Below are 18,647 nucleotides of genomic sequence, written 5' to 3'. Positions count from 1 at the left end.
AAACACGAAGGCCGGGAGGGCCTTATTATTGGGAGGAACTATCATGAAACGCAGTCTGGCGGCTCTGACGGCCGCACTATCGCTTGCCCTGATTTCGAGCGCATCCGCCGCTTCGCTGACGGTCGGCTTTTCGCAGATCGGTTCGGAATCGGGCTGGCGCGCCGCAGAAACGGCCCTGACCAAGCAGGAAGCCGAAAAGCGCGGCTATACGCTGAAATTCGCCGACGCCCAGCAGAAGCAGGAAAACCAGATCAAGGCCGTTCGCGGCTTCATTGCTCAAGGGGTCGATGCGATCCTGATCGCGCCGGTCGTCTCCACCGGCTGGGATGCGGTCTTGAAGGAAGCCAAGGAAGCGGAAATTCCGGTCGTGCTGCTTGATCGCCAGATCGATTCCCCGGAAGATCTTTACCTCACCGCCGTCACCTCCGATCAGGTGCATGAAGGCAAGGTGGCCGGCGACTGGCTGGTGAAGGATGTGGGCGACAAGCCATGCAACGTGGTTGAGCTTCAGGGCACCACCGGCTCCTCGCCTGCCATCAACCGCAAGAAGGGCTTTGAGGACGCGATCAAGGGACACGACAACATCAAGATCACCCGTTCGCAGACCGGTGACTTCACCCGCACCAAGGGCAAGGAAGTCATGGAAAGCTTCATCAAGGCCGAAGGCGGCGGCAAGAATATCTGCGCGGTCTACGCCCATAATGACGACATGGCCGTCGGCGCCATCCAGGCCATCAAGGAAGCTGGCCTGAAGCCGGGAACGGAAATCAAGATCGTGTCGATCGACTCCGTGCCGGATATCTTTCAGGCCATGGCGGCTGGAGAAGCCAACGCAACCGTCGAGCTGACGCCGAACATGGCAGGCCCGGCCTTCGACGCGATTGAAGCCTTCAAGGACAAGGGCACCGTTCCGCCGAAATGGATCCAGACGGAATCGAAGCTTTACACACAGGCTGACGATCCGAAGGCCGTCTACGAAGCCAAGAAGGGCCTCGGCTACTGATCCGCTTCATCCGGGCCGCTGTCGGCCCGGATACCCCTTTGCGAAGCGCAAACGGAAGAATGCCATGGCTGCAAAAGACGCTGCATCGGCGGTGGGAACACCGCTTCTTGAAGCCCGTTCGATCACCAAATCCTTTCTGGGCGTAACCGCGCTCGACCATGTCGATTTCACGCTTCACCGCGGCGAAATCCACGCCTTGCTCGGCGAAAACGGCGCGGGCAAATCCACGCTCATCAAGATCCTGACCGGCGCCTATCACGGCTTCGATGGATCGATCCTGCTTGAAGGCCAGCCGATTGCGCCCGCATCCGTGGCGGAAGCCCAGACGCTCGGCATCGGCACGGTCTATCAGGAAGTCAACCTGCTCGAAAACCTGACGGTTGCAGAAAACCTGTTCCTTGGACGCCAGCCCAGGCGCTTCGGGCTGGTCGATCGCGGGCGGATGGAAAGGGATGCGGCGCAGCTCCTTTCGCGCTACGGCCTCACTATTGATGTCGGTGCGCCTCTGTCTGCCTATTCCGTCGCCATCCGCCAGATCATCGCCATTGCCCGCGCCGTCGATCTTTCCGGCAAGGTGCTGGTGCTCGATGAACCGACCGCCAGTCTCGACGCGCGTGAAGTCGAAATGCTTTTCGGCGTTCTGCGCCAGTTGAAGGCGGAAGGACTCGGCATCATCGTCATTACCCATTTTCTGGATCAGGTCTATGCGATTGCTGATTGCGCCACCGTGCTGCGCAACGGTCGTCTTGTCGGCAGTCGAAACCTGTCGGACCTGCCGCGCACCGACCTTATTTCCATGATGCTGGGCCATCAATTGCAGGAAACCGTGCGCCGCCAGCTCACCGAGGATGTCAGCGCGGAAACGGTCGCGCCGATCCGTTTTTCGGACTTCGGCAAAAAGGGCAGCGTTGCGCCATTCGATCTCTCGATCAGGCCCGGAGAAGCCGTCGGCATTGCCGGGTTGCTCGGTTCCGGCCGCACCGAAACCGCGCTTTTGATGTTCGGCGTCGATCAGACCGATAGCGGAAGCCTGACCGTCGATGGAAAGGAGACCCGGCTGCCCTCGCCCGTTGCCGCGATTGCCGAGCGCTTTGCCTTTTGTCCGGAAGAGCGCAAGACCGATGGCATCATCGGCGATTTTTCGGTGGCCGAAAACATCGCGCTCGCCGTTCAGGCGAAGCGTGGCTGGTCGAGACCGATCTCTGCACGCGAGAAGACGGCGCTTGCCCAGCGCTATATCAAGGCGCTTGATATCCGGCCTCCCGATCCCGACAAGCCGATCAAGTTCCTGTCCGGCGGCAACCAGCAGAAAGCCATTCTGGCGCGCTGGCTCGCTACCGACCCGCGTCTCCTGATCCTGGATGAGCCGACGCGCGGCATCGATATCGGCGCCCATGCCGAAATCCTCAAGCTCATCGGCGAGCTTTGCGCCGAAGGCATGTCGCTCGTCATCATCTCGTCGGAATTCGAGGAGCTTGCCGCCGTGGCCAACCGTGTCGTCGTCCTCTCGGATCGCCGCCATGTCGCGGAACTGAAAGGCGAGGAAATCACCGCCGACAACATCGTGCGCGCAATCGCAGAGACCGGAAGCGAAAAGGAAGCGGCAGCATGATTGCCCGCATGACCAGAAAACTGAAAAGACTTGCCCCCCAGCTCGCTGCCCTCGTGCTCATTCTGGCGGCGAACACCATCATCGCGCCCGGATTTCTCGACATTTCCTTCCAGAACGGACGCCTCTATGGCAGCCTGATCGATATTCTGGTGCGTGCAGCGCCCGTCGCCATCCTGTCCGTGGGCATGACGCTTGTGATCGCAACCCGCGGCATCGACCTTTCGGTCGGCGCGGTGATGGCGATCAGCGGCGCCTTTGCCGCTTCGCTCATCGTGGCGGGCTATCCGCTTGCTATCGTCATTCCGGCGGCACTTGGCGTCGGCCTGCTCTGCGGCTTGTGGAACGGCTTCCTGGTCGCCGTCTTCGATCTCCAGCCGATCATTGCAACGCTCATCCTGATGGTGGCGGGGCGCGGCATCGCGCAGCTTATCACCGAAGGCGCGATCCTGACCTTCAACAATGATTCCTTTGCCGCACTTGGCTCCGGCTCCTTCCTCGGCGTGCCCGTTCCGGTCCTGATCTGGATTCTGGCCGGTCTCGCGGTGGGCCTTGCCGTGCGCACGAGCGCGCTCGGCTTCCTGATCGAAGCAACCGGCATCAACCGTCGCGCGGCGATGCTGGCGGGGGTCAAGGCGCACTTTCTCCTGTTCAGCGTCTATGCGGTTTCCGGCGTTGGCGCGGCCCTTGCCGGGCTGATCGCGGCGGCGGATATTCGCGGCGCGGACGCCAACAATGCAGGGCTGTGGCTCGAACTCGACGCCATTCTGGCGGTCGTCATCGGCGGCACGTCGCTCAATGGCGGACGTTTCTCGATCACGGCCTCGCTGCTCGGCGCTCTCATCATCCAGTCGATCAATACCGGCATCCTGATGGCGGGCTTTCCACCGGAATTCAACCTCATCATCAAGGCGATCATCATCGTGATCGTACTCACCTTCCAGTCACCGGCCATCGTCCAGTTGATCGCCTTCCTGCGCTCGGAGCGCAAGGGCGACGGAGCCAAGCCGGTCCGCCAAAGCCAGCAGGGAGCACAGCAATGAGAGCGCTACGCAATCTGCCTTTCCTGACAACCGTTGCAATCTTCCTGCTTGCCTATGCGATCTGCATCATTCAGTTTCCGAACATGCTGTCGACGCGGGTGATCGGCAATCTTCTGACCGACAATGCCTTTCTGGGCATTGCCGCTGTCGGCATGACATTCGTGATTCTTTCGGGCGGCATCGACCTTTCGGTCGGCTCGGTCATCGCCTTCACCAGCGTCTTCGTCGCCGTTCTGGTGGGGCAGCTCGGCGTGCACCCGCTCGTGGCTTTCGCGCTCATTCTGGTGATCGCGGCCTTGTTCGGGGCGTGGATGGGCGTGATGATCCATTTCCTTGGCATCCCGCCTTTCGTCGCCACGCTTGCCGGCATGTTTCTGGCACGCGGCGCGGCCTTCCTCATCTCCACTCAATCCGTGCCCATAGCACATCCGTTTCTCGATACCTTGCAGGGGCTTTATCTCCGGCTTCCGGGCGGCGGAAGGCTGACATTCATTGCCATGCTCATGCTCGCGGTCTTCATCGTCGGCGGCATCATCGCCCATCGCACGCGCTTCGGCGCCAATATCTACGCGCTTGGCGGCAACCAGCAATCGGCGGAACTGATGGGCGTTCCGATTGCCCGCACCACAATCGGCATCTATACGATGTCGGGCGTGCTTTCCGGCCTCGCCGGGATCGTCTATACGCTTTACACCTCGTCCGGCTATTCGCTGGCGACGGTCGGCGTGGAACTCGACGCCATCGCTTCGGTGGTGATCGGCGGGACGCTCCTGACGGGCGGCGCGGGCCTTGTGGCAGGCACATTCGTCGGCATTCTCATACAGGGACTGATCCAGACCTACATTGTTTTCGACGGAACACTGTCTTCATGGTGGACGAAAATTGCAATCGGTATATTGCTGTTTCTGTTTATCGCCCTGCAACGGGGACTCTTGTGGTTTTCCGATATAAAACACGCGCGGCAACGCATGAAGGAGGCCTGAATTGGGATTGCTGGAAACGGCCATAACCGGACGCAAGCGCCATAACAGCCACGCGGTGGTTGTGGGGGAACTGGGCCGTGGGATCGTCGCGGGCAACATTCCCGAAGGCTCGATCCTTCCCGGCGACCATGAACTTTCGTTGCGCTTCGGCGTATCCCGCACCGTCCTGCGCGAGGCGATGAAGACGCTTGCCGCCAAGCGCCTGATCGAACCCAAGGCCAAGGTCGGCACGCGCGTTCTGGGTCATGCCAGCTGGAATTTCTTCGATCCCGACGTTTTGACCTGGCGCTTCGAGGCGGGCTTCGATGAAGTCTTCGTGGATCATCTGGCGGAAATGCGCATGGCGCTGGAACCGGCGGCTGCGGCTGCGGCAGCAGAGCGCGCCTCCAGCGACGAGATCGTCGAACTTTATGCCCTTGCCGCCAAATTCGACAATCCCGACCACACGCCTGAATCCATCGCCAAGGTCGATCTGGAATTCCACCTTGCCATCGCCCGCATGTCGGGCAACCCGTTCATGCGCTCGGTCAGCGGCCTGATCGAGGCGGCGCTTGCAATCTCGTTCCAGCTTTCATCGCCTGCGGCATCGCGGGAAGGCATTGCCGAATGCGCGGCCAATCACCTGCGCATTGCCCATGCCATCGCATCGCGCGACCCGCAGAAAGCGCGCCAGGCCATGGAAAGCGTCATCAAGCTTGGCGTCGATCGCATCCGGGACGTTATTTGAGCATTTTCCAGCAAAAGTGGGAACCGGTTTTGCGTTCGAACATGCGGTAAAGGAGAAAGAGAGAGGTTCTTACGGCTCCATCATATAGAACCACTCTCAAGGTTACGATACCTTCAGATCAAACTGCGGCTCGCCGCGCAGCGTATTGCTTACCGTGCAGATTTCCTCGGCCATTTCGGCAAGCCGGTGCTTTTCGTCCTCGGTCAGATCGCCACCGAAATGAAAGGTGATATCGAACCGCTCGATGCGCGACGGCCCTTCATGCGCCTTGTCGCCCTTCACCTCCACCCGCACATCGGTCAGTTTGTCCTTCAGCTCGAGCTTGCCGGCAGCGATGCGCGCACTGAGCGCCATGCAGGCCGCGACCGACGAATAAATGAGGTCGAGCGGGTTGAAGCCTGCCTGACTGACACTGGTGACGATTTCGACAACGCCGCCGGTCGGCGTGGTGATGACCGGAAGTTTTCCGTGCGGCATTTCAGCGACGGCGCCCGTCTCGCGGGTCCTGACTTTAAGTTCGCTCATTCCGGAATTCTCCTGTAGTCCACGTGCCGCGCCAGCCAGCAGCCGACGGTCATGCCTGTTATCCCGCTTTTGGCATCGCGATGGAAGACAAGTTTCCATTCGCCGGGCGACGGCGCATCCATGGAGCGCTGCACCGGCAGCAGCCAGACATCCGGGCCTGCCTCATAGAGCGGATACATGTCGCTCTTGCCGAGAAAACCCTCGAAGGCCCCGTAGAAAGCGCCGCCCTCATTGACGATCAGAAGATCGGCTTCAAGCTCGTCGCTGCGATAGCGCCCCGCGATATCCTGCTTCGCCGCCCCTTTGAGGCGCTGCATCGTCAGGCTGAGATTTTCATCCTCACGCGTCAGATGGATCGTATCGCCCTTGCGGCGGATCGTGGTCATCGACGAGCGCGCTTCGTTCTCGCCCATCACATCCATCACTTCCGGCCCGGTGCCAAAACGCGCCTTCATGCGCCCGCGCCCGGCATCTTCGAGGCTCAGCATAAGGCCGGTTTCATGGTCCAGCCACGAACCGAACCAGGCGGCATCGGCTTCGACCCGGACCTGTTCTGTCGTGGAAACGCCAAGAGCGATATTCATCAGCTTGAAGGCGACATCGGACGCGCCGCCTTCAAAATTGAACAGGGCAATCGTCGAGAGACGCTCATCGGCGCAATGCCAGCGCTGGCAGCGCCAGCCGCGCAGCGCCCCGCCATGGCCGGTGAGCCGCCTGCCGCCTGCTTCCTCGAACTTGAGGCCGAGGCCGTAGGGAGCCGCATTGCCATCGCTGAAAGTCTGCGGGCCGCTCAGGCGACGATAGATTCCGTCTTCGTCGTCGCGTGTCGCATCGATAAACTGTTCCCAGGCGATCATGTCGTCGAGCGACGCGCAGATGCCCGCATCGCCCATCCAGTGGATGCGATTGACGGCAGGCAGGAACCCGCGCACCGTATCGCCCTCATAGCCGGTGCATTCGTCGAACAGCGCGGTATCGGGGATGAGTTCTGCGGTCTTCATGCCCGCAGGCTTGAAAATACGCTCCGCCAGAAGCTCGACCAGGGTTCGGCCCGTATGGCTTTCGATAAGATCAGCCAGAATGCGGAAATTGCCGTTGCAATAGGAATAATTCGTGCCCGGCGCGAAATGCGTGGTCTTCAGGCGGCGCAGCAGGCTTTGCGCCTGTTCTGGCAGAAAGACGCCTTCCGGATCGGCCCCGCACAGAACAGTCAGCGCCCAGTAGTCGCGCAGGCCCGACTGGTTGTTGCACAGGTCGCGCACGCTCGGGCGCTCTTCCGTGAACCTGTCGAGATAGGCGGCAAGCGCATCGTCAAGAACTTCCGGCTCGCCAACGCTGTCCAGCAACACGGCGCAGGTGAACTGCTTGCTGACCGAGCAGATCGGCATGCGCGTTTGCGGCGTCATCGCCTTTCGCGCTGAAAGATCGGCAAAGCCCCAGGCGTGGCGCAGGACGACCTTGCCATCCTTCACCACGGCGACCGCGCCGCCCGGCCCCTTATAGTGCTGCGGAACGGTGCGAACGAAAGCTTCTAGCGCGGGAAGATCGAATTTTGACATGATGCTCAGGCGACTCAGATGAAATCAACAGCCGCCACGAGGCATCATTTTGTCCGTTCGATCAAGGCCATGGCCGCATGCGGATTATGCGCCTTATAGCCGCTGATGACATAGAGAAAGACATCGCGGGCGATATAATCGGCAACGGGCGGCGTGACGGTCTTCAACCCTTCGGCAAGCTCTCCGGCGGCAACTGCCTTTGCGCGCGCCGCCCACTGATCGAGTTCGTCCTTGCCATAACCGCCCGGCTGGCTTTCCTTCGTCCCCATGATGCGGAAATAGGCGAAAGGCGCCGTCATATCGGCAAATTGCGGAAAGTCGCTGTCGCCCGCAATCACCACTGCCACACCATATTCGCGCAGCAGCGCAATGAACTCCGGCGAGTTGAAACTGTCGTGGCGCACTTCCACAGCATGGCGCACGTCGCGCCCGTCGACCCGCTTGGGCAGAAGCTTCAAGAACGCCTCGAAATCCACGGGGTCGAACTTCTTCGTTCCCATGAACTGCCAGTTGACCGCGCCGAGCTTGTCTTTCAGCTCCATCATGCCGCCGGTCATGAACTTCTCGATGCTCTCGCCCGCTTCGGCCAGCACGCGGCGATTGGTGGAAAAACGCGGCGCTTTCAGCGAAAACACGAAACCGTCCGGTGTTTCATCGTGCCATTTGGCGAAGGTCGCAGGTTTCTGCGGACCGTAATAGGTGCTGTTGATTTCGATGGAAGTGAGCTTGCTCGACGCATATTCGAGCTGGCGCTTCTTCGGAAGTTTCTCGGGATAGAAGCTCTCATCCCACGGTTCATAGGCCCAGCCGCCAATGCCGATGCGGATCTCGCCCGTCTTTTCCCTGGCCATTGCCTTTCCTCCATACCGGTGCATCATGAGTTCATACTGTTTGGTCATGATGTTTAATCTGTATTCGCACCGCTGGCTATGTTCATATCAGCGTGCTTGACTGGGAGGAAAAGCAGACGGCTGAGGGTAAAACCTGGCCGCGAGACCAAGGCCCGGTGCACCTGTCGGCCATTTGGGTGCGTCTGACCATGAGTTCCCGTTCCCCCAAACACATGAATTGTCCGGAATTTCGGGACGATCTTTTTGAAAAGAGGCGGAAAAACCGCCCTTGCAAGGCAAGCCGGGAATGGCGAGCCAGACATGGTGAGATTGAGGAAATGCATACAATGACGAGCAAACCCAATGCCCGTACCGGAGGCCAGATTTTGGTGGATGCGCTGCGCATCCACGGGGCCGACCGCGTCTTCTGCGTACCCGGCGAGAGCTATCTCGCTGCGCTTGACGCCTTTCACGATGCCAGCGATGCGATCGACCTGATCGTCTGTCGGCAGGAAGGCGGCGCGGCCTATATGGCGGAAGCCTATGGCAAGCTGACCGGCAAGCCCGGCATCTGCTTCGTCACACGCGGCCCGGGCGCGACCAACGCCTCCGTCGGCGTGCACACCGCTTTTCAAGACTCGACGCCGATGCTGCTCTTCATCGGACAGGTCGCTAGCGATCAGGTCGAGCGCGAGGCGTTTCAGGAAATCGATTATCGCCGCATGTTCGGCCAGATGGCCAAATGGGTCGTCCAGATCGACGATGCGGCCCGCATACCGGAACTCGTCAGCCAGGCCTTTCACCGCGCCGTCAACGGACGTCCCGGCCCGGTCGTGATCGCGCTGCCGGAAGACATGCTGACTTCCTATGCCGCCGTCAGCGACACACCGGCCTATAAGCAGGTTCAGATGCATCCGGGCGCGGACCAGTTGCAAGACATGCAGGCGCTGCTTGCAAAGGCTGAGCGGCCGCTCGTGATCGTCGGCGGTGGCGGCTGGAATGACGATGCCGTCAGCGACCTGCGCAAATTTGCAGAAAACATGCACCTGCCGGTCGCTGCTTCCTTCCGCTGTCAGGATATGTTCGACAACACTCACCCGCTTTATGCTGGCGAAATGGGCACCTCGATCAGCCCCAGGCTGGCGCAGCGCGTGCGCGATGCCGACCTGCTGATCGTGATCGGCGCACGCCTTGGCGAAATGACGACGCAAGGCTACGAACTCGTATCCATTCCGGTGCCGCAGCAGAAGCTTGTCCATATCCATCCGGGCGCTGAGGAACTGGGTCGCGTCTATCATGCGGACGTTCCGGTCAATGCCTCCATGCCTGCCTTCTGTGCGGCAGCGGCCAGGCTTGCGCCGGTCTCCGATCCTCGCTGGAAGGCATGGACCGACAGCGCCAATGCCGATTACCGCGACAACATCAAGTCGCCGGTCATCCCCGGCGAAGTTCAGATGGGCGAAGTGATGGAATGGCTGCGTGCGCATCTGCCAGCCGACGCCATCATCACCAACGGCGCGGGCAACTATTCCGCCTGGCCGCATCGCTTCTACCAGTACCGCACCTATCGCAGCCAGCTTGCGCCCACCAACGGCTCGATGGGTTATGGCGTACCGGCTGCGGTTGCCGCCAAGCTTACCGCGCCGGAACGCACCGTCATTGCCTTTGCAGGCGACGGCTGTTTCCTCATGAACGGACAGGAGCTGGCAACGGCGGCGCAATATGGCGCCAACGCCATCTTCATCGTCGTGAACAACGGCATGTACGGCACGATCCGCATGCATCAGGAGCGCACCTATCCGGGCCGCGTTTCGGGCACCGGCCTTGCCAATCCCGACTTCGCGGCATTGGCGCGCGCCTATGGCCTGCATGGTGAAGTGGTGGAGAAGACGGCTGATTTCGCCCCGGCCTTCGAGGCTTGCGAAAAGTCCGGCAAACCCGGCCTCATCGAAATCCGCATCGATCCTGAAGCGCTTTCCCCGAAGATGAGCCTCAGCCAGATGCGCGAACAGGGTTTTGCGAAGCAGAAGTAAAAACAAGAGAGCCCCGGTTTTCCGGGGCTCTTTCATCTGCTTTATCTGGCTTTACTTTACAGGCGGCGCATACATCAGCCCGCCCTTGTTCCACAGCGCATTGAGGCCGCGGTCGATCTTGAGCAGGCTGCCCTTGCCGATGGTGCGTTCAAACATTTCACCGTAATTGCCGATCGTGGAGACGACATTATAGGCCCATTTCGGCTCGAGGCCGAGCTGCTGGCCGCCATCGCCTTCCGAGCCGAGGAAACGGCGCACATCCGGCTTCTTTGAGTTGAGGTCCGCTTCAGCCGAGGCTTGCGTGACGCCCAGTTCCTCTGCCTCAAGCAGCGCGAACAGGGTCCAGCGGACGACGTTGAACCATTTGTCGTCGCCCTGTCGGACGGCAGGTCCAAGCGGCTCCTTGGAAATCACTTCCGGCAGAACGGTGAAGGCGTCTGGTTCGGCAAGCTTGAGGCGCTGCGCGTAGAGCGCGGATGCGTCGGTCGTGTAGACATCGCAGCGGCCCGTTTCAAACGCCTTCAGAATACCGTCGGCGGAATCGATCACCACCGGCTCATACTTGATATTGTTGGCGCTGAAATAATCGGCGGCGTTCTGTTCGGTGGTGGTGCCCTGTTCGGTGCAGACCGACGCGCCGTCAAGCTTCAGCGCGCTGTCGACGCCAAGGTCCTTGCGGATCAGGAAGCCCTGCCCGTCATAATAGGCAGTGCCGACGAAAAGAATGCCCATGCCCGCATCGCGTGAGAGCGTCCACGTCGTCTGGCGTGAAAGCAGATCGACCGTGCCAGATTGTAAGGCGGTAAAGCGCTCCTTGGTCGAAAGCGGAATGAAGCTCACCTTGTCGGGATCACCGAAGACCGCCGCCGAAACCGCGCGGCAGAAATCGATGTCGAAGCCGGTCCATTTGCCCTGATCATCCGGCGACGAAAAGCCGGCGACGCCCTGGCTGACGCCGCAATTGAGCTTGCCGCGTTCCTTGACCGTCGAAAGCGTGTCCGCTTGCGCCCCACCTTGAGCGGACAGCGCAAAGCCCGCCGCCAGCAACGAACCCAAAAGAATATTTTTCATTGTTCCTCCTCCCAGAATATCGGCCCTCGCCTCGGAATTTGAGCAAAGCCGATTCATTGCCCGGCGACATTCCCGCCGGGCTTGTTGTTATTTCAATCAGACACGAACCAGGGTCAGGCCCTATTTCAGCGCAGCCGCGAAACTGTCCTCCAGAACGCTCAGGAGATGATCCGCATTGGCGCGGCTGAAGATCATCGGCGGACGCATTTTCAGCACATTGTCGAACGGGCCTTCGGTTCCCATCAGGATGCCGCGCTCGCGCGCGCCGTCGTTGATCTTTTTGGCCAGCGCGGTTGCCGGTTCCCTGGTCTTGCGATCCGTGACCAGTTCGATGCCGAGGAACAGCCCCTGCCCGCGCACATCGCCGATGATGTCGAAGCGCTTCTGCATCGCGCGGAACCCGTCGAGGAGATAGTTGCCTGTCTCCAGCGCGTTGCGGCGCAGGCCGTCGCGTTCGATCACATCCAGCACCGCCAGACCCGCCGCGCAGGAAACCGGATTGCCGCCGAATGTGTTGAAATATTCCATGCCATTGTTGAAGCTGTCGGCGACTTCGCGAGTCGTCACCACAGCCGACATCGGGTGGCCATTGCCGATGGGCTTGCCCATGGTGACGATATCCGGCACCACGTCCTGCATTTCAAATGCCCACCAGTGGCTGCCGACACGGCCGAAGCCGACCTGCACCTCATCTGCAATGCAGACGCCGCCAGCAGCGCGCACCATCGCATAGACTTCACGCAGATAGCCTTCCGGCAGGAAGACCTGACCGGCCACGCTCGGGATCGATTCCGCGATGAAAAAGGCGGGGCCGCGTCCAAATTTCTTGATGGCTTCGATCTGTTCGGCCACGCTTTCGACAAAACGCTTGCCATGTTCCGCCAGCGGCCAGTTTTCCGGTGCGCGATAGCTGTCGGGAATGGTGGCCTCGAACACATGGTCCGGACGGCCCTTGCCGCCCTTGCGCTTGTATTTATAGGGGCTGAGGTCGATCAGTTCCTGCGTCGTGCCGTGATAGGCCCAGTCGAGCACCAGCGCATCGCGCTGGCCCGAATGCGCGCGCGCCATGCGCAGCGCCAGACTGTTCGCCTCGCTGCCCGAACAGGCAAATGTCGCCACCGTCAAACCTTCCGGCAAGGTCGCCGTCAGACGCTCGGCATAGGAAACGATATTGTCATGCAGATAGCGCGTATTGGTGTTGAGGATCGCCGCCTGTCTGGCAATTGCCTCCACCACTTCCGGATGCGCATGGCCGAGATGGCAGACATTGTTGAAGCAGTCGAGATAGGCGCGGCCCCGATTGTCGATCAGCCATGCGCCCTCGCCGCGCACGAACTTGATCGGCTCGGAATAGGAGATGGAGAGGTTCGGCAGCAGAATATCCTTGCGCGCGCTGACGATTTCGGCGCGCGTGCGCCCGCTCTGGTGGAAAGCTTCCGCCGGAATGTCTGCAAGGGCTGCGGCATCCGGGAAGATGTCGGCCCATACATCGAGAAAGGCATTTTCGCCCACGCCCAGAATTTCCGCAGCCGTCAGGCCGGTATCGGTCGAAATCTGGAAATGGAGATGCGGCGTCCAGCCGCCATTCTCGTGCATGTCGCCCATATAGCCGACCAGTTCGCCAGCGGCGAGCTTCTGGCCGGGTTTCAGCCGCGACATCGCCTCGTGCGCCATATGGCCCCAGAGCGTGATGAAGGGCGGGCAGTCTTCCGGCTGATGTTCCAGCGCGATCAACCCGCCATAGCCAAGCGGCGCGGTCTCGATCTCGACGCTTTTCACAATGGCTGCAAGCGGCGTGTAGACAGGCGTGCCTGCGGGCATGAACAGATCAAGCCCCAGATGATGGACACGCCGCTCGCCTTCGACAAAGCGCGAACGGAACGCCTCGTCGGTATAAACGGTACGCCTTTCGCCCCACGGACCGATGCCGAGTTCGATACGGTTGCGGGCGCAGAAATCGTCCCACCAGGCCGTTGCTTCCTTCGGGCGCTGCCCGGCGGAATCGACCGTCATAACATGGGCCGGGTCGCCATAAGGCACCAGCGCCTTGGTCATCGTGGCAGGATGCGGGCGCACGACAGGCGCGAAAGCCTTGCTGTTCGCGGCGATCCAGCGGCGTACCGCACCGGCACCCTCCACTGCATCGAAACCACAGGCTTTCCGCAGGATCGCGGTGGCAAAGCGCGGGTTCATGGCGTCCAGCTTGTGCAGAAGCCGCCATGCAGGTGCTTCGCTGATCGCCAGATAAGGATTGTCATCGGTCTTTTCGCGGCGCGACGCCGAAAGCGTGACACTCGTCACAAGACGCATTGCGATCAGGTCGAAAAGAAGGTCGATTTCCTGCGGCAGAAGCGGATATTTCGCATGGAACCCGGCGGCAAGGGCAGCGGCTGCCCCGATCGGGTCGTCCATGTCCAGGATGGAATAGGCGCAGGCAATCGCCACTTCGGCGATCAGCACCGTATGGACGGAATCGCCGAAATCGATCAGCCCGGCAATGCGTTCATTGTCCTGACTGTCGACCAGCACGTTCCAGTCATTGGCGTCGTTGTGGATCACCTGCGCGCGCAGCAATGGCAGCTTCGGCGCCACATCGCGCTCGAAACGGGCAAGGAAGCGCTCCGCGACAGCGCGGTCTTCCGCCTTGTCGATAAAATGCAGCCGGTCGCGCGCCCGCCCCGCATGACGCAGGTCCCAGTCGAAATCGCGAAGCGCGCCCGGATGGATGAAGCCCTGCAAGGCGCGATCAAGTTCGCCGAGCGCTGCGCCAAGGTTGTGCATGAGCGTTCTGCTGCGCGGGACTTCCGCAAGCGGCGTGCCGGGAAGCCAGCTCGCCACCCTCAGCGCATGCGGCTTGCCCTGATCCTTTTCGACAGAAGCCAGCACCTCGCCCGACAGGCTCGCCTTCAGGCGCGGCACGGCAAGCGCCGGATCGGTCTTGGCCAGATGCTGGAGAAGCGCGGTCTGGAATTCGCTTTCCACGGGCGGCTCGCTGGCATTGACGATCTTCAATATCCAGTCCGCCGACCCATTGCCCGTTTTCAGGCGGAAATTGCAGTCGCGCTCGCTGTCGAGCGGCGAAGCACTCGCCGTCACGCCGAAATGAAGCTGGGCCAGCACTTCGGCCTCTTCTGGCGAAAAATCGGGGGCGGGATGCGAAATATCGGTCATGGGAGGCGCTTCACGGGTTGAATATGAATGGGAGGCAACAGGAGGAGCTTGGCATGTCCGCGATTTTCAGGCATCAGACAAGGCGTCGGTCAGACCGGCACTTTGCCGGAATGGACCGGCACATTTACGGCGGGAGCACATCCGACCATGCGGGAACTGGATGCGAAGGATCGTGAGATACTGGCCATTCTCTCCAAGGAGGCGCGCATACCGTTGAAGACGCTTGCGGGCCGTATCGGGCTTTCGCGCAGCGCCACCGGCGAACGTGTCGCCAATCTGGAGAAAAGCGGCGTCATTCGCGGCTATCGCGCAGATATTGGCCAGATCGACGGCAATATCATCCGCGCCATAATTCTGGTCAGCCTCAAGCGCACGCCTGCGCTTGGCCTTCTCGACGAGCTGGCGCGCCATGCCGAAGTACGCCGCGTATCGTCGGTAAGCGGCCAGCTCGATTTGATCGTGGAGGTTGAAGTTCCCTCCATAGACCGCCTCAATCGCCTGCGCGATCTCATGGCCACCCATGAGACGGTAGAGGATCTCACTACGGCAATCGTGCTTCGCCGGGATATCGAGCGTGAGAACGGCTGAAGAGTGGCTCTACCACTTTAGTCTGGATAGTTGCAATTTAAGGTAGACATTCCACCGCAAGTCGAACATAACGCCCCAGGGTTGAAAGGGAGGGGTCATGAAAACACTTAACCTGTTCATTATCGGGTTCGGTTTTACCGCACTCGTCATTACATGCATCGTCGCCATCGGCGGCGGCACGATCTGAACGGCAATCACACCATATCATGCCCGCAGCAGGGGTTCCCCAAGGAAGATTGCTGACGACTCGCGCACGGCGCGGATCATGAAATCGCTCAACACCCGGATTCGCGGTGCGGCGACCACATCGATGTGACAGCTCATCCAGTATTCACGCACCAGATGCATCTCGCGCGGCAGAACCGGAACCAGTTCCGGGTGCCGGCTCGCGATGAAATAAGGCAGCACGCACAGGCCATAGCCGATCTGGGTGGCGATCAGCTGCGCATGGATGCTCGAGCTTTGATAGGTACAGCGTTGCCCCGGCAGGATCTCGCGCATGTAATCGAGACCGGGCGTGAAAACCATGTCGTCGATGTAACCGATGAAAGGATGCCGGGCCATGTCCTCGCGCGTCCGGATCGGCGGATGCCGGTCCAGATAATCGCGATGCCCATAGATGAAGAGACGATAGGGCGTCAGTTTCTCGCTGTGATAGGGACCGGTGCGCGGCATATGCAGGGTGATCGACAATTCCGCCTCGCGGCGTGACAGCGACATGATCTGCTGGATCGTCACCACTTCCACGAACAGGCTCGGATAGGATTGCGCCAGCACCGGCAGGCGGTCGGCGAGGAAGAAATTGCCAAAGCCTTCCAGCGTCGAAAGCCGCACGACGCCCGACAGCGCCGCCAGATTGCCCGTGGCCTCCGTCTGGAACTTCACCGCCTCGCGTTCCATGACCTCGGCAGAGGTCACAAGCCGTTCACCGATGGGCGTCAGCAGATAGCCGCGCGGGTTCCGCTCGAAAAGCTTGGTCGCCAGGGCCTGTTCCAGCCGGTCGATCCGCCGCAGCACCGTGACATGGCTGGTGCGCAATTGCCGCGCCGCCGTCGAAAGCTGTCCCGTGCGGGCAACCGCCAGAAAATATTGCAGATCGTCCCATGTAAACTGCCGCACGCCGCCTCCCAGACAGCAGAGATGACCCACGCCACCGCCTCTGTACATTTTTGAACAGACAATGTTCAAAAATTGTTGTTCTTGTACGCATTTGTCAATGCTACCGTTCAATTCAAAGCCCGGGTGGAGGAACAAACCGGGCGCGGGCAGAGGGCGAACGGCGAAGAGGAAAAGCTGTTTCCCGATTTCGAAAGACTGCTTGAAGGAGGATGCCGTGCGGTTTTTCCGCAATGGCTCAAGGTGTTATTGGGAGGAGCACTTCATGAAATGTCTCGCATTGGCAACGGCGGCGCTTTTCGCCGCCACGGCTATCTCATCGGCGGCGGAAATTTCCGACGGCAAGGTCAAGATCGGTATTCTGAACGACCAGTCCGGCGTCTATGCCGATTTCGGCGGCAAATGGTCGTTCGAAGCTGCCAAGATGGCTGCCGAGGATTTCGGCGGCAAGGTGCTCGATGCGCCGATTGAAATCATCACGGCCGACCACCAGAACAAGCCGGACGTGGCCTCGAACATTGCGCGCCAGTGGTACGACACCGAGCAGGTCGATTCTATCATGGAACTGACGACCTCGTCGGTCGGCCTCGCGGTGCAGGCCCTGTCGAAGGACAAGAAAAAGATCACGATCAACACCGGCGCGGCCACGTCGGAACTGACCGGCAAGCAGTGCACGCCCTATGGCTTCCACTGGGCCTATGACACCCATGCACTCGCCGTCGGCACCGGCGGCTCGCTCGTGCAGCAGGGCGGCGACACATGGTACTTCCTCACCGCCGACTATGCTTTCGGCTATTCGCTGGAAGAACAGACAACCAAATTCGTGGAATCCAAGGGCGGCAAGGTGCTGGGTTCGGTGCGCCACCCGCTGGCGACCACCGATTATTCCTCCTTCCTGCTGCAGGCACAGGCCTCCGGCGCGAAAGTGGTCGGTCTCGCCAATGCCGGTCTCGACACCTCCAACGCCATCAAGCAGGCGGCGGAATTCGGCATCGTTGCTGGCGGGCAGCGCCTCGCAGCCCTGCTCTTCACGCTCGCCGAAGTACATGGCCTCGGCCTCGAAGCCGCACAGGGGCTGACGCTAACGGAAGGCTTCTACTGGGACCGCGACGATGAATCGCGTGAATTCGGCAAGCGCTTCTTCGAGCGCACGGGCCGCATGCCGAACATGATTCAGGCAGGCACCTATTCCGCCGTCACGCAATATCTGAAGGCGATCAAGGAAGCAGGCACCGACGAAACCGAAGCCGTTGCCAAGAAGCTGCATGAAATGCCGGTCGAAGACGTCTTCGCCCGCCACGGCAAGGTCGGCCCCAACGGACGCATGATCTACGACATGTATCTGATGGAAGTGAAAAAGCCTGATGAAAGCAAGGCGCCTTGGGATTATTATAAGGTCCTTGCCACCATTCCCGGCGATCAGGCCTACATGAAGCCGGAAGAAAGCGGCTGCCCGCTTGTGAAGCAGTAAAAGAGGCTGGTTGAATGAACGCAGCAACTGGCAATATGACGGCCCTGCATGAAGCAGGGCCGGACGATGGCGGCGCATCCGGCCGGACGGTTCTGTCGGCGCGCGGACTGGGCAAGTCGTTTGGTGGCTTTCACGCGGTGAGGAACGTCGATCTTGATGTGGAACATGCCCGCGTCCACGCGCTGATCGGGCCGAATGGCGCGGGCAAGACGACCGTTTTCAACCTCCTGACCAAATTCCTGCAACCATCGAGCGGCGAGATCACGCTTCTGGGCGAAACCATCACCAGAGCCGATCCGGCCCGGGTGGCGCGCATGGGGCTGGTGCGTTCGTTCCAGATTTCGGCAACCTTTCCGCATCTGACGGTGCTGGAAAACGTCAAGGTCGCGCTGCAACGCCCCAACGGGCTTGCCACGCAGTTCTGGCGTCCGCTGTCGGCGCTCGACCGGCTCGACGCGCAGGCGATTTCGCTTCTGGAGCGCGTCGGCCTTGCCGATGCCCGCCATGCGCTGGCCGCCGACCTGTCCTATGGCCGCAAGCGCGCGCTGGAGATCGCCACCACGCTGGCGCTCGATCCCAAGGTGCTGCTGCTCGATGAGCCGATGGCCGGCATGGGCCATGAGGACGTCCACACCATCGCCGCCCTCATCGCCGATGTGGCGAAGGACCGCGCGGTGCTGATGGTCGAACACAATCTCAAGGTGGTGGCCGACATTGCCCACCACGTCACGGTGCTGCAGCGCGGCGAAATACTTGCCTCCGGCAATTACGCCGCCGTCTCGAAGGACGAGCGCGTGCGCACCGCCTATATGGGAACCGAACATGAATAGAGGCCAACCGCTATTGTCCGTGCGCGGGCTCAATGCCTGGTATGGCGAAAGCCATGCCCTGCACGGCGTCGACCTCGACATCTGGCCC

At 60.8% G+C, this 18,647-nt stretch carries 15 protein-coding genes and 1 pseudogene; 10 read left to right on the top strand and 6 right to left on the bottom strand.

All coding sequences use genetic code 11. The features are described 5' to 3' along the window. Positions 1 to 43 precede the first annotated feature (43 nt). The 5 genes from ytfQ (at position 44) to JNC63_RS08830 (ending at position 5,365) form a co-directional block, all read left to right on the top strand. Positions 44 to 1,003 carry a galactofuranose ABC transporter, galactofuranose-binding protein YtfQ gene (gene ytfQ, locus JNC63_RS08850; protein ID WP_006472965.1) on the top strand — a complete coding sequence of 320 codons (960 nt, stop codon included), beginning with the start codon at positions 44 to 46 and terminating at the stop codon, positions 1,001 to 1,003. A gap of 64 nt (positions 1,004 to 1,067) precedes the next feature. Beyond that, the gene (locus JNC63_RS08845; protein ID WP_063620648.1) at positions 1,068 to 2,615 is read left to right on the top strand and encodes a sugar ABC transporter ATP-binding protein; all 1,548 of its coding nucleotides are present in this window, start codon (positions 1,068 to 1,070) and stop codon (positions 2,613 to 2,615) included. Further along, the gene (locus JNC63_RS08840) at positions 2,612 to 3,655 is read left to right on the top strand and encodes an ABC transporter permease (RefSeq protein ID WP_063881982.1); all 1,044 of its coding nucleotides are present in this window, start codon (positions 2,612 to 2,614) and stop codon (positions 3,653 to 3,655) included. Before JNC63_RS08845 ends, JNC63_RS08840 begins: the two co-directional genes overlap by 4 nt. Continuing rightward, positions 3,652 to 4,638, top strand: coding sequence for a galactofuranose ABC transporter, permease protein YjfF (gene yjfF / locus JNC63_RS08835; protein ID WP_021587062.1), 987 nt, complete (start codon positions 3,652 to 3,654; stop codon positions 4,636 to 4,638). Before JNC63_RS08840 ends, yjfF begins: the two co-directional genes overlap by 4 nt. 1 nt (position 4,639) lies before the next feature. Beyond that, the gene (locus tag JNC63_RS08830; protein ID WP_006467514.1) at positions 4,640 to 5,365 is read left to right on the top strand and encodes a FadR/GntR family transcriptional regulator; all 726 of its coding nucleotides are present in this window, start codon (positions 4,640 to 4,642) and stop codon (positions 5,363 to 5,365) included. Between the two features lie 102 nt (positions 5,366 to 5,467). Here the strand turns inward: JNC63_RS08830 and JNC63_RS08825 are convergent, their stop codons facing one another. The 3 genes from JNC63_RS08825 to JNC63_RS08815 are packed head-to-tail and all read right to left on the bottom strand — an operon-like array spanning position 5,468 to position 8,300. Next, on the bottom strand, positions 5,468 to 5,890 hold the full coding sequence (locus JNC63_RS08825) for an OsmC family protein (RefSeq protein ID WP_025090588.1): 423 nt from the start codon (positions 5,888 to 5,890) through the stop codon (positions 5,468 to 5,470). After that, entirely contained in the window at positions 5,887 to 7,449 is a 1,563-nt protein-coding gene (locus tag JNC63_RS08820; protein WP_063620646.1) for a D-aminopeptidase, read from the bottom strand. The genes JNC63_RS08825 and JNC63_RS08820 overlap by 4 nt, the downstream gene beginning before the upstream one ends. A gap of 44 nt (positions 7,450 to 7,493) precedes the next feature. Beyond that, positions 7,494 to 8,300 carry a DUF72 domain-containing protein gene (locus JNC63_RS08815; protein WP_063620645.1) on the bottom strand — a complete coding sequence of 269 codons (807 nt, stop codon included), beginning with the start codon at positions 8,298 to 8,300 and terminating at the stop codon, positions 7,494 to 7,496. Between the two features lie 326 nt (positions 8,301 to 8,626). Between JNC63_RS08815 and JNC63_RS08810 the strand changes: the two genes are divergently transcribed. Continuing rightward, the gene (locus tag JNC63_RS08810) at positions 8,627 to 10,312 is read left to right on the top strand and encodes a thiamine pyrophosphate-binding protein (RefSeq protein WP_063620644.1); all 1,686 of its coding nucleotides are present in this window, start codon (positions 8,627 to 8,629) and stop codon (positions 10,310 to 10,312) included. A 51-nt stretch (positions 10,313 to 10,363) separates the two neighbouring features. Here the strand turns inward: JNC63_RS08810 and JNC63_RS08805 are convergent, their stop codons facing one another. Together JNC63_RS08805 and JNC63_RS08800 are read right to left on the bottom strand one after the other, a co-directional pair. Beyond that, complete coding sequence (locus tag JNC63_RS08805; RefSeq protein WP_006467521.1) at positions 10,364 to 11,383, bottom strand: amino acid ABC transporter substrate-binding protein; 1,020 nt, start codon at positions 11,381 to 11,383, stop codon at positions 10,364 to 10,366. A 120-nt stretch (positions 11,384 to 11,503) separates the two neighbouring features. Next, complete coding sequence (locus JNC63_RS08800; protein ID WP_063620643.1) at positions 11,504 to 14,554, bottom strand: aminotransferase class III-fold pyridoxal phosphate-dependent enzyme; 3,051 nt, start codon at positions 14,552 to 14,554, stop codon at positions 11,504 to 11,506. A 147-nt stretch (positions 14,555 to 14,701) separates the two neighbouring features. Here JNC63_RS08800 and JNC63_RS08795 point away from each other — a divergent pair, with 147 nt between their 5' ends. Continuing rightward, entirely contained in the window at positions 14,702 to 15,142 is a 441-nt protein-coding gene (locus JNC63_RS08795) for an Lrp/AsnC family transcriptional regulator (RefSeq protein ID WP_063620642.1), read from the top strand. A gap of 204 nt (positions 15,143 to 15,346) precedes the next feature. Here JNC63_RS08795 and JNC63_RS08790 read toward each other — a convergent pair whose 3' ends face one another. Then, positions 15,347 to 16,261 (bottom strand): LysR family transcriptional regulator, encoded by a 915-nt coding sequence (locus JNC63_RS08790; protein WP_006472975.1) that lies wholly within the window; start codon positions 16,259 to 16,261, stop codon positions 15,347 to 15,349. A 262-nt stretch (positions 16,262 to 16,523) separates the two neighbouring features. Here JNC63_RS08790 and JNC63_RS08785 point away from each other — a divergent pair, with 262 nt between their 5' ends. The 3 genes and pseudogenes from JNC63_RS08785 to JNC63_RS08775 form a co-directional block, all read left to right on the top strand. Next, positions 16,524 to 17,729 (top strand): ABC transporter substrate-binding protein, encoded by a 1,206-nt coding sequence (locus JNC63_RS08785; RefSeq protein WP_006472976.1) that lies wholly within the window; start codon positions 16,524 to 16,526, stop codon positions 17,727 to 17,729. Positions 17,730 to 17,743: 14 nt separating this feature from the next. Next, the gene (locus JNC63_RS08780; RefSeq protein ID WP_006467527.1) at positions 17,744 to 18,559 is read left to right on the top strand and encodes an ABC transporter ATP-binding protein; all 816 of its coding nucleotides are present in this window, start codon (positions 17,744 to 17,746) and stop codon (positions 18,557 to 18,559) included. After that, positions 18,495 to 18,647: pseudogene (locus JNC63_RS08775) on the top strand (ABC transporter ATP-binding protein); the annotation flags it as partial. The gene JNC63_RS08780 and the pseudogene JNC63_RS08775, both read left to right, overlap by 65 nt.

This window comes from Brucella ciceri, assembly GCF_041930145.1.
Taxonomy (GTDB): Bacteria; Pseudomonadota; Alphaproteobacteria; order Rhizobiales; family Rhizobiaceae; genus Brucella; species Brucella intermedia.
Note: the sequence above shows the minus strand (reverse complement) of the source record. Positions and strands in the feature narration are given on the sequence as shown.

Bases quoted from the DNA above. Each gene is read 5' to 3' on its own strand.
- JNC63_RS08810 (WP_063620644.1), top strand. From the start codon at position 8,627: ATGACGAGCAAACCCAATGCCCGTACCGGAGGCCAGATTTTGGTGGAT.
- JNC63_RS08825 (WP_025090588.1), bottom strand. From the start codon at position 5,890: ATGAGCGAACTTAAAGTCAGGACCCGCGAGACGGGCGCCGTCGCTGAA.
- JNC63_RS08800 (WP_063620643.1), bottom strand. From the start codon at position 14,554: ATGACCGATATTTCGCATCCCGCCCCCGATTTTTCGCCAGAAGAGGCC.
- JNC63_RS08795 (WP_063620642.1), top strand. From the start codon at position 14,702: ATGCGGGAACTGGATGCGAAGGATCGTGAGATACTGGCCATTCTCTCC.
- JNC63_RS08845 (WP_063620648.1), top strand. From the start codon at position 1,068: ATGGCTGCAAAAGACGCTGCATCGGCGGTGGGAACACCGCTTCTTGAA.
- JNC63_RS08805 (WP_006467521.1), bottom strand. From the start codon at position 11,383: ATGAAAAATATTCTTTTGGGTTCGTTGCTGGCGGCGGGCTTTGCGCTG.
- JNC63_RS08820 (WP_063620646.1), bottom strand. From the start codon at position 7,449: ATGTCAAAATTCGATCTTCCCGCGCTAGAAGCTTTCGTTCGCACCGTT.
- ytfQ (WP_006472965.1), top strand. From the start codon at position 44: ATGAAACGCAGTCTGGCGGCTCTGACGGCCGCACTATCGCTTGCCCTG.
- JNC63_RS08840 (WP_063881982.1), top strand. From the start codon at position 2,612: ATGATTGCCCGCATGACCAGAAAACTGAAAAGACTTGCCCCCCAGCTC.
- JNC63_RS08780 (WP_006467527.1), top strand. From the start codon at position 17,744: ATGAACGCAGCAACTGGCAATATGACGGCCCTGCATGAAGCAGGGCCG.
- JNC63_RS08785 (WP_006472976.1), top strand. From the start codon at position 16,524: ATGAAATGTCTCGCATTGGCAACGGCGGCGCTTTTCGCCGCCACGGCT.
- JNC63_RS08815 (WP_063620645.1), bottom strand. From the start codon at position 8,300: ATGGCCAGGGAAAAGACGGGCGAGATCCGCATCGGCATTGGCGGCTGG.
- yjfF (WP_021587062.1), top strand. From the start codon at position 3,652: ATGAGAGCGCTACGCAATCTGCCTTTCCTGACAACCGTTGCAATCTTC.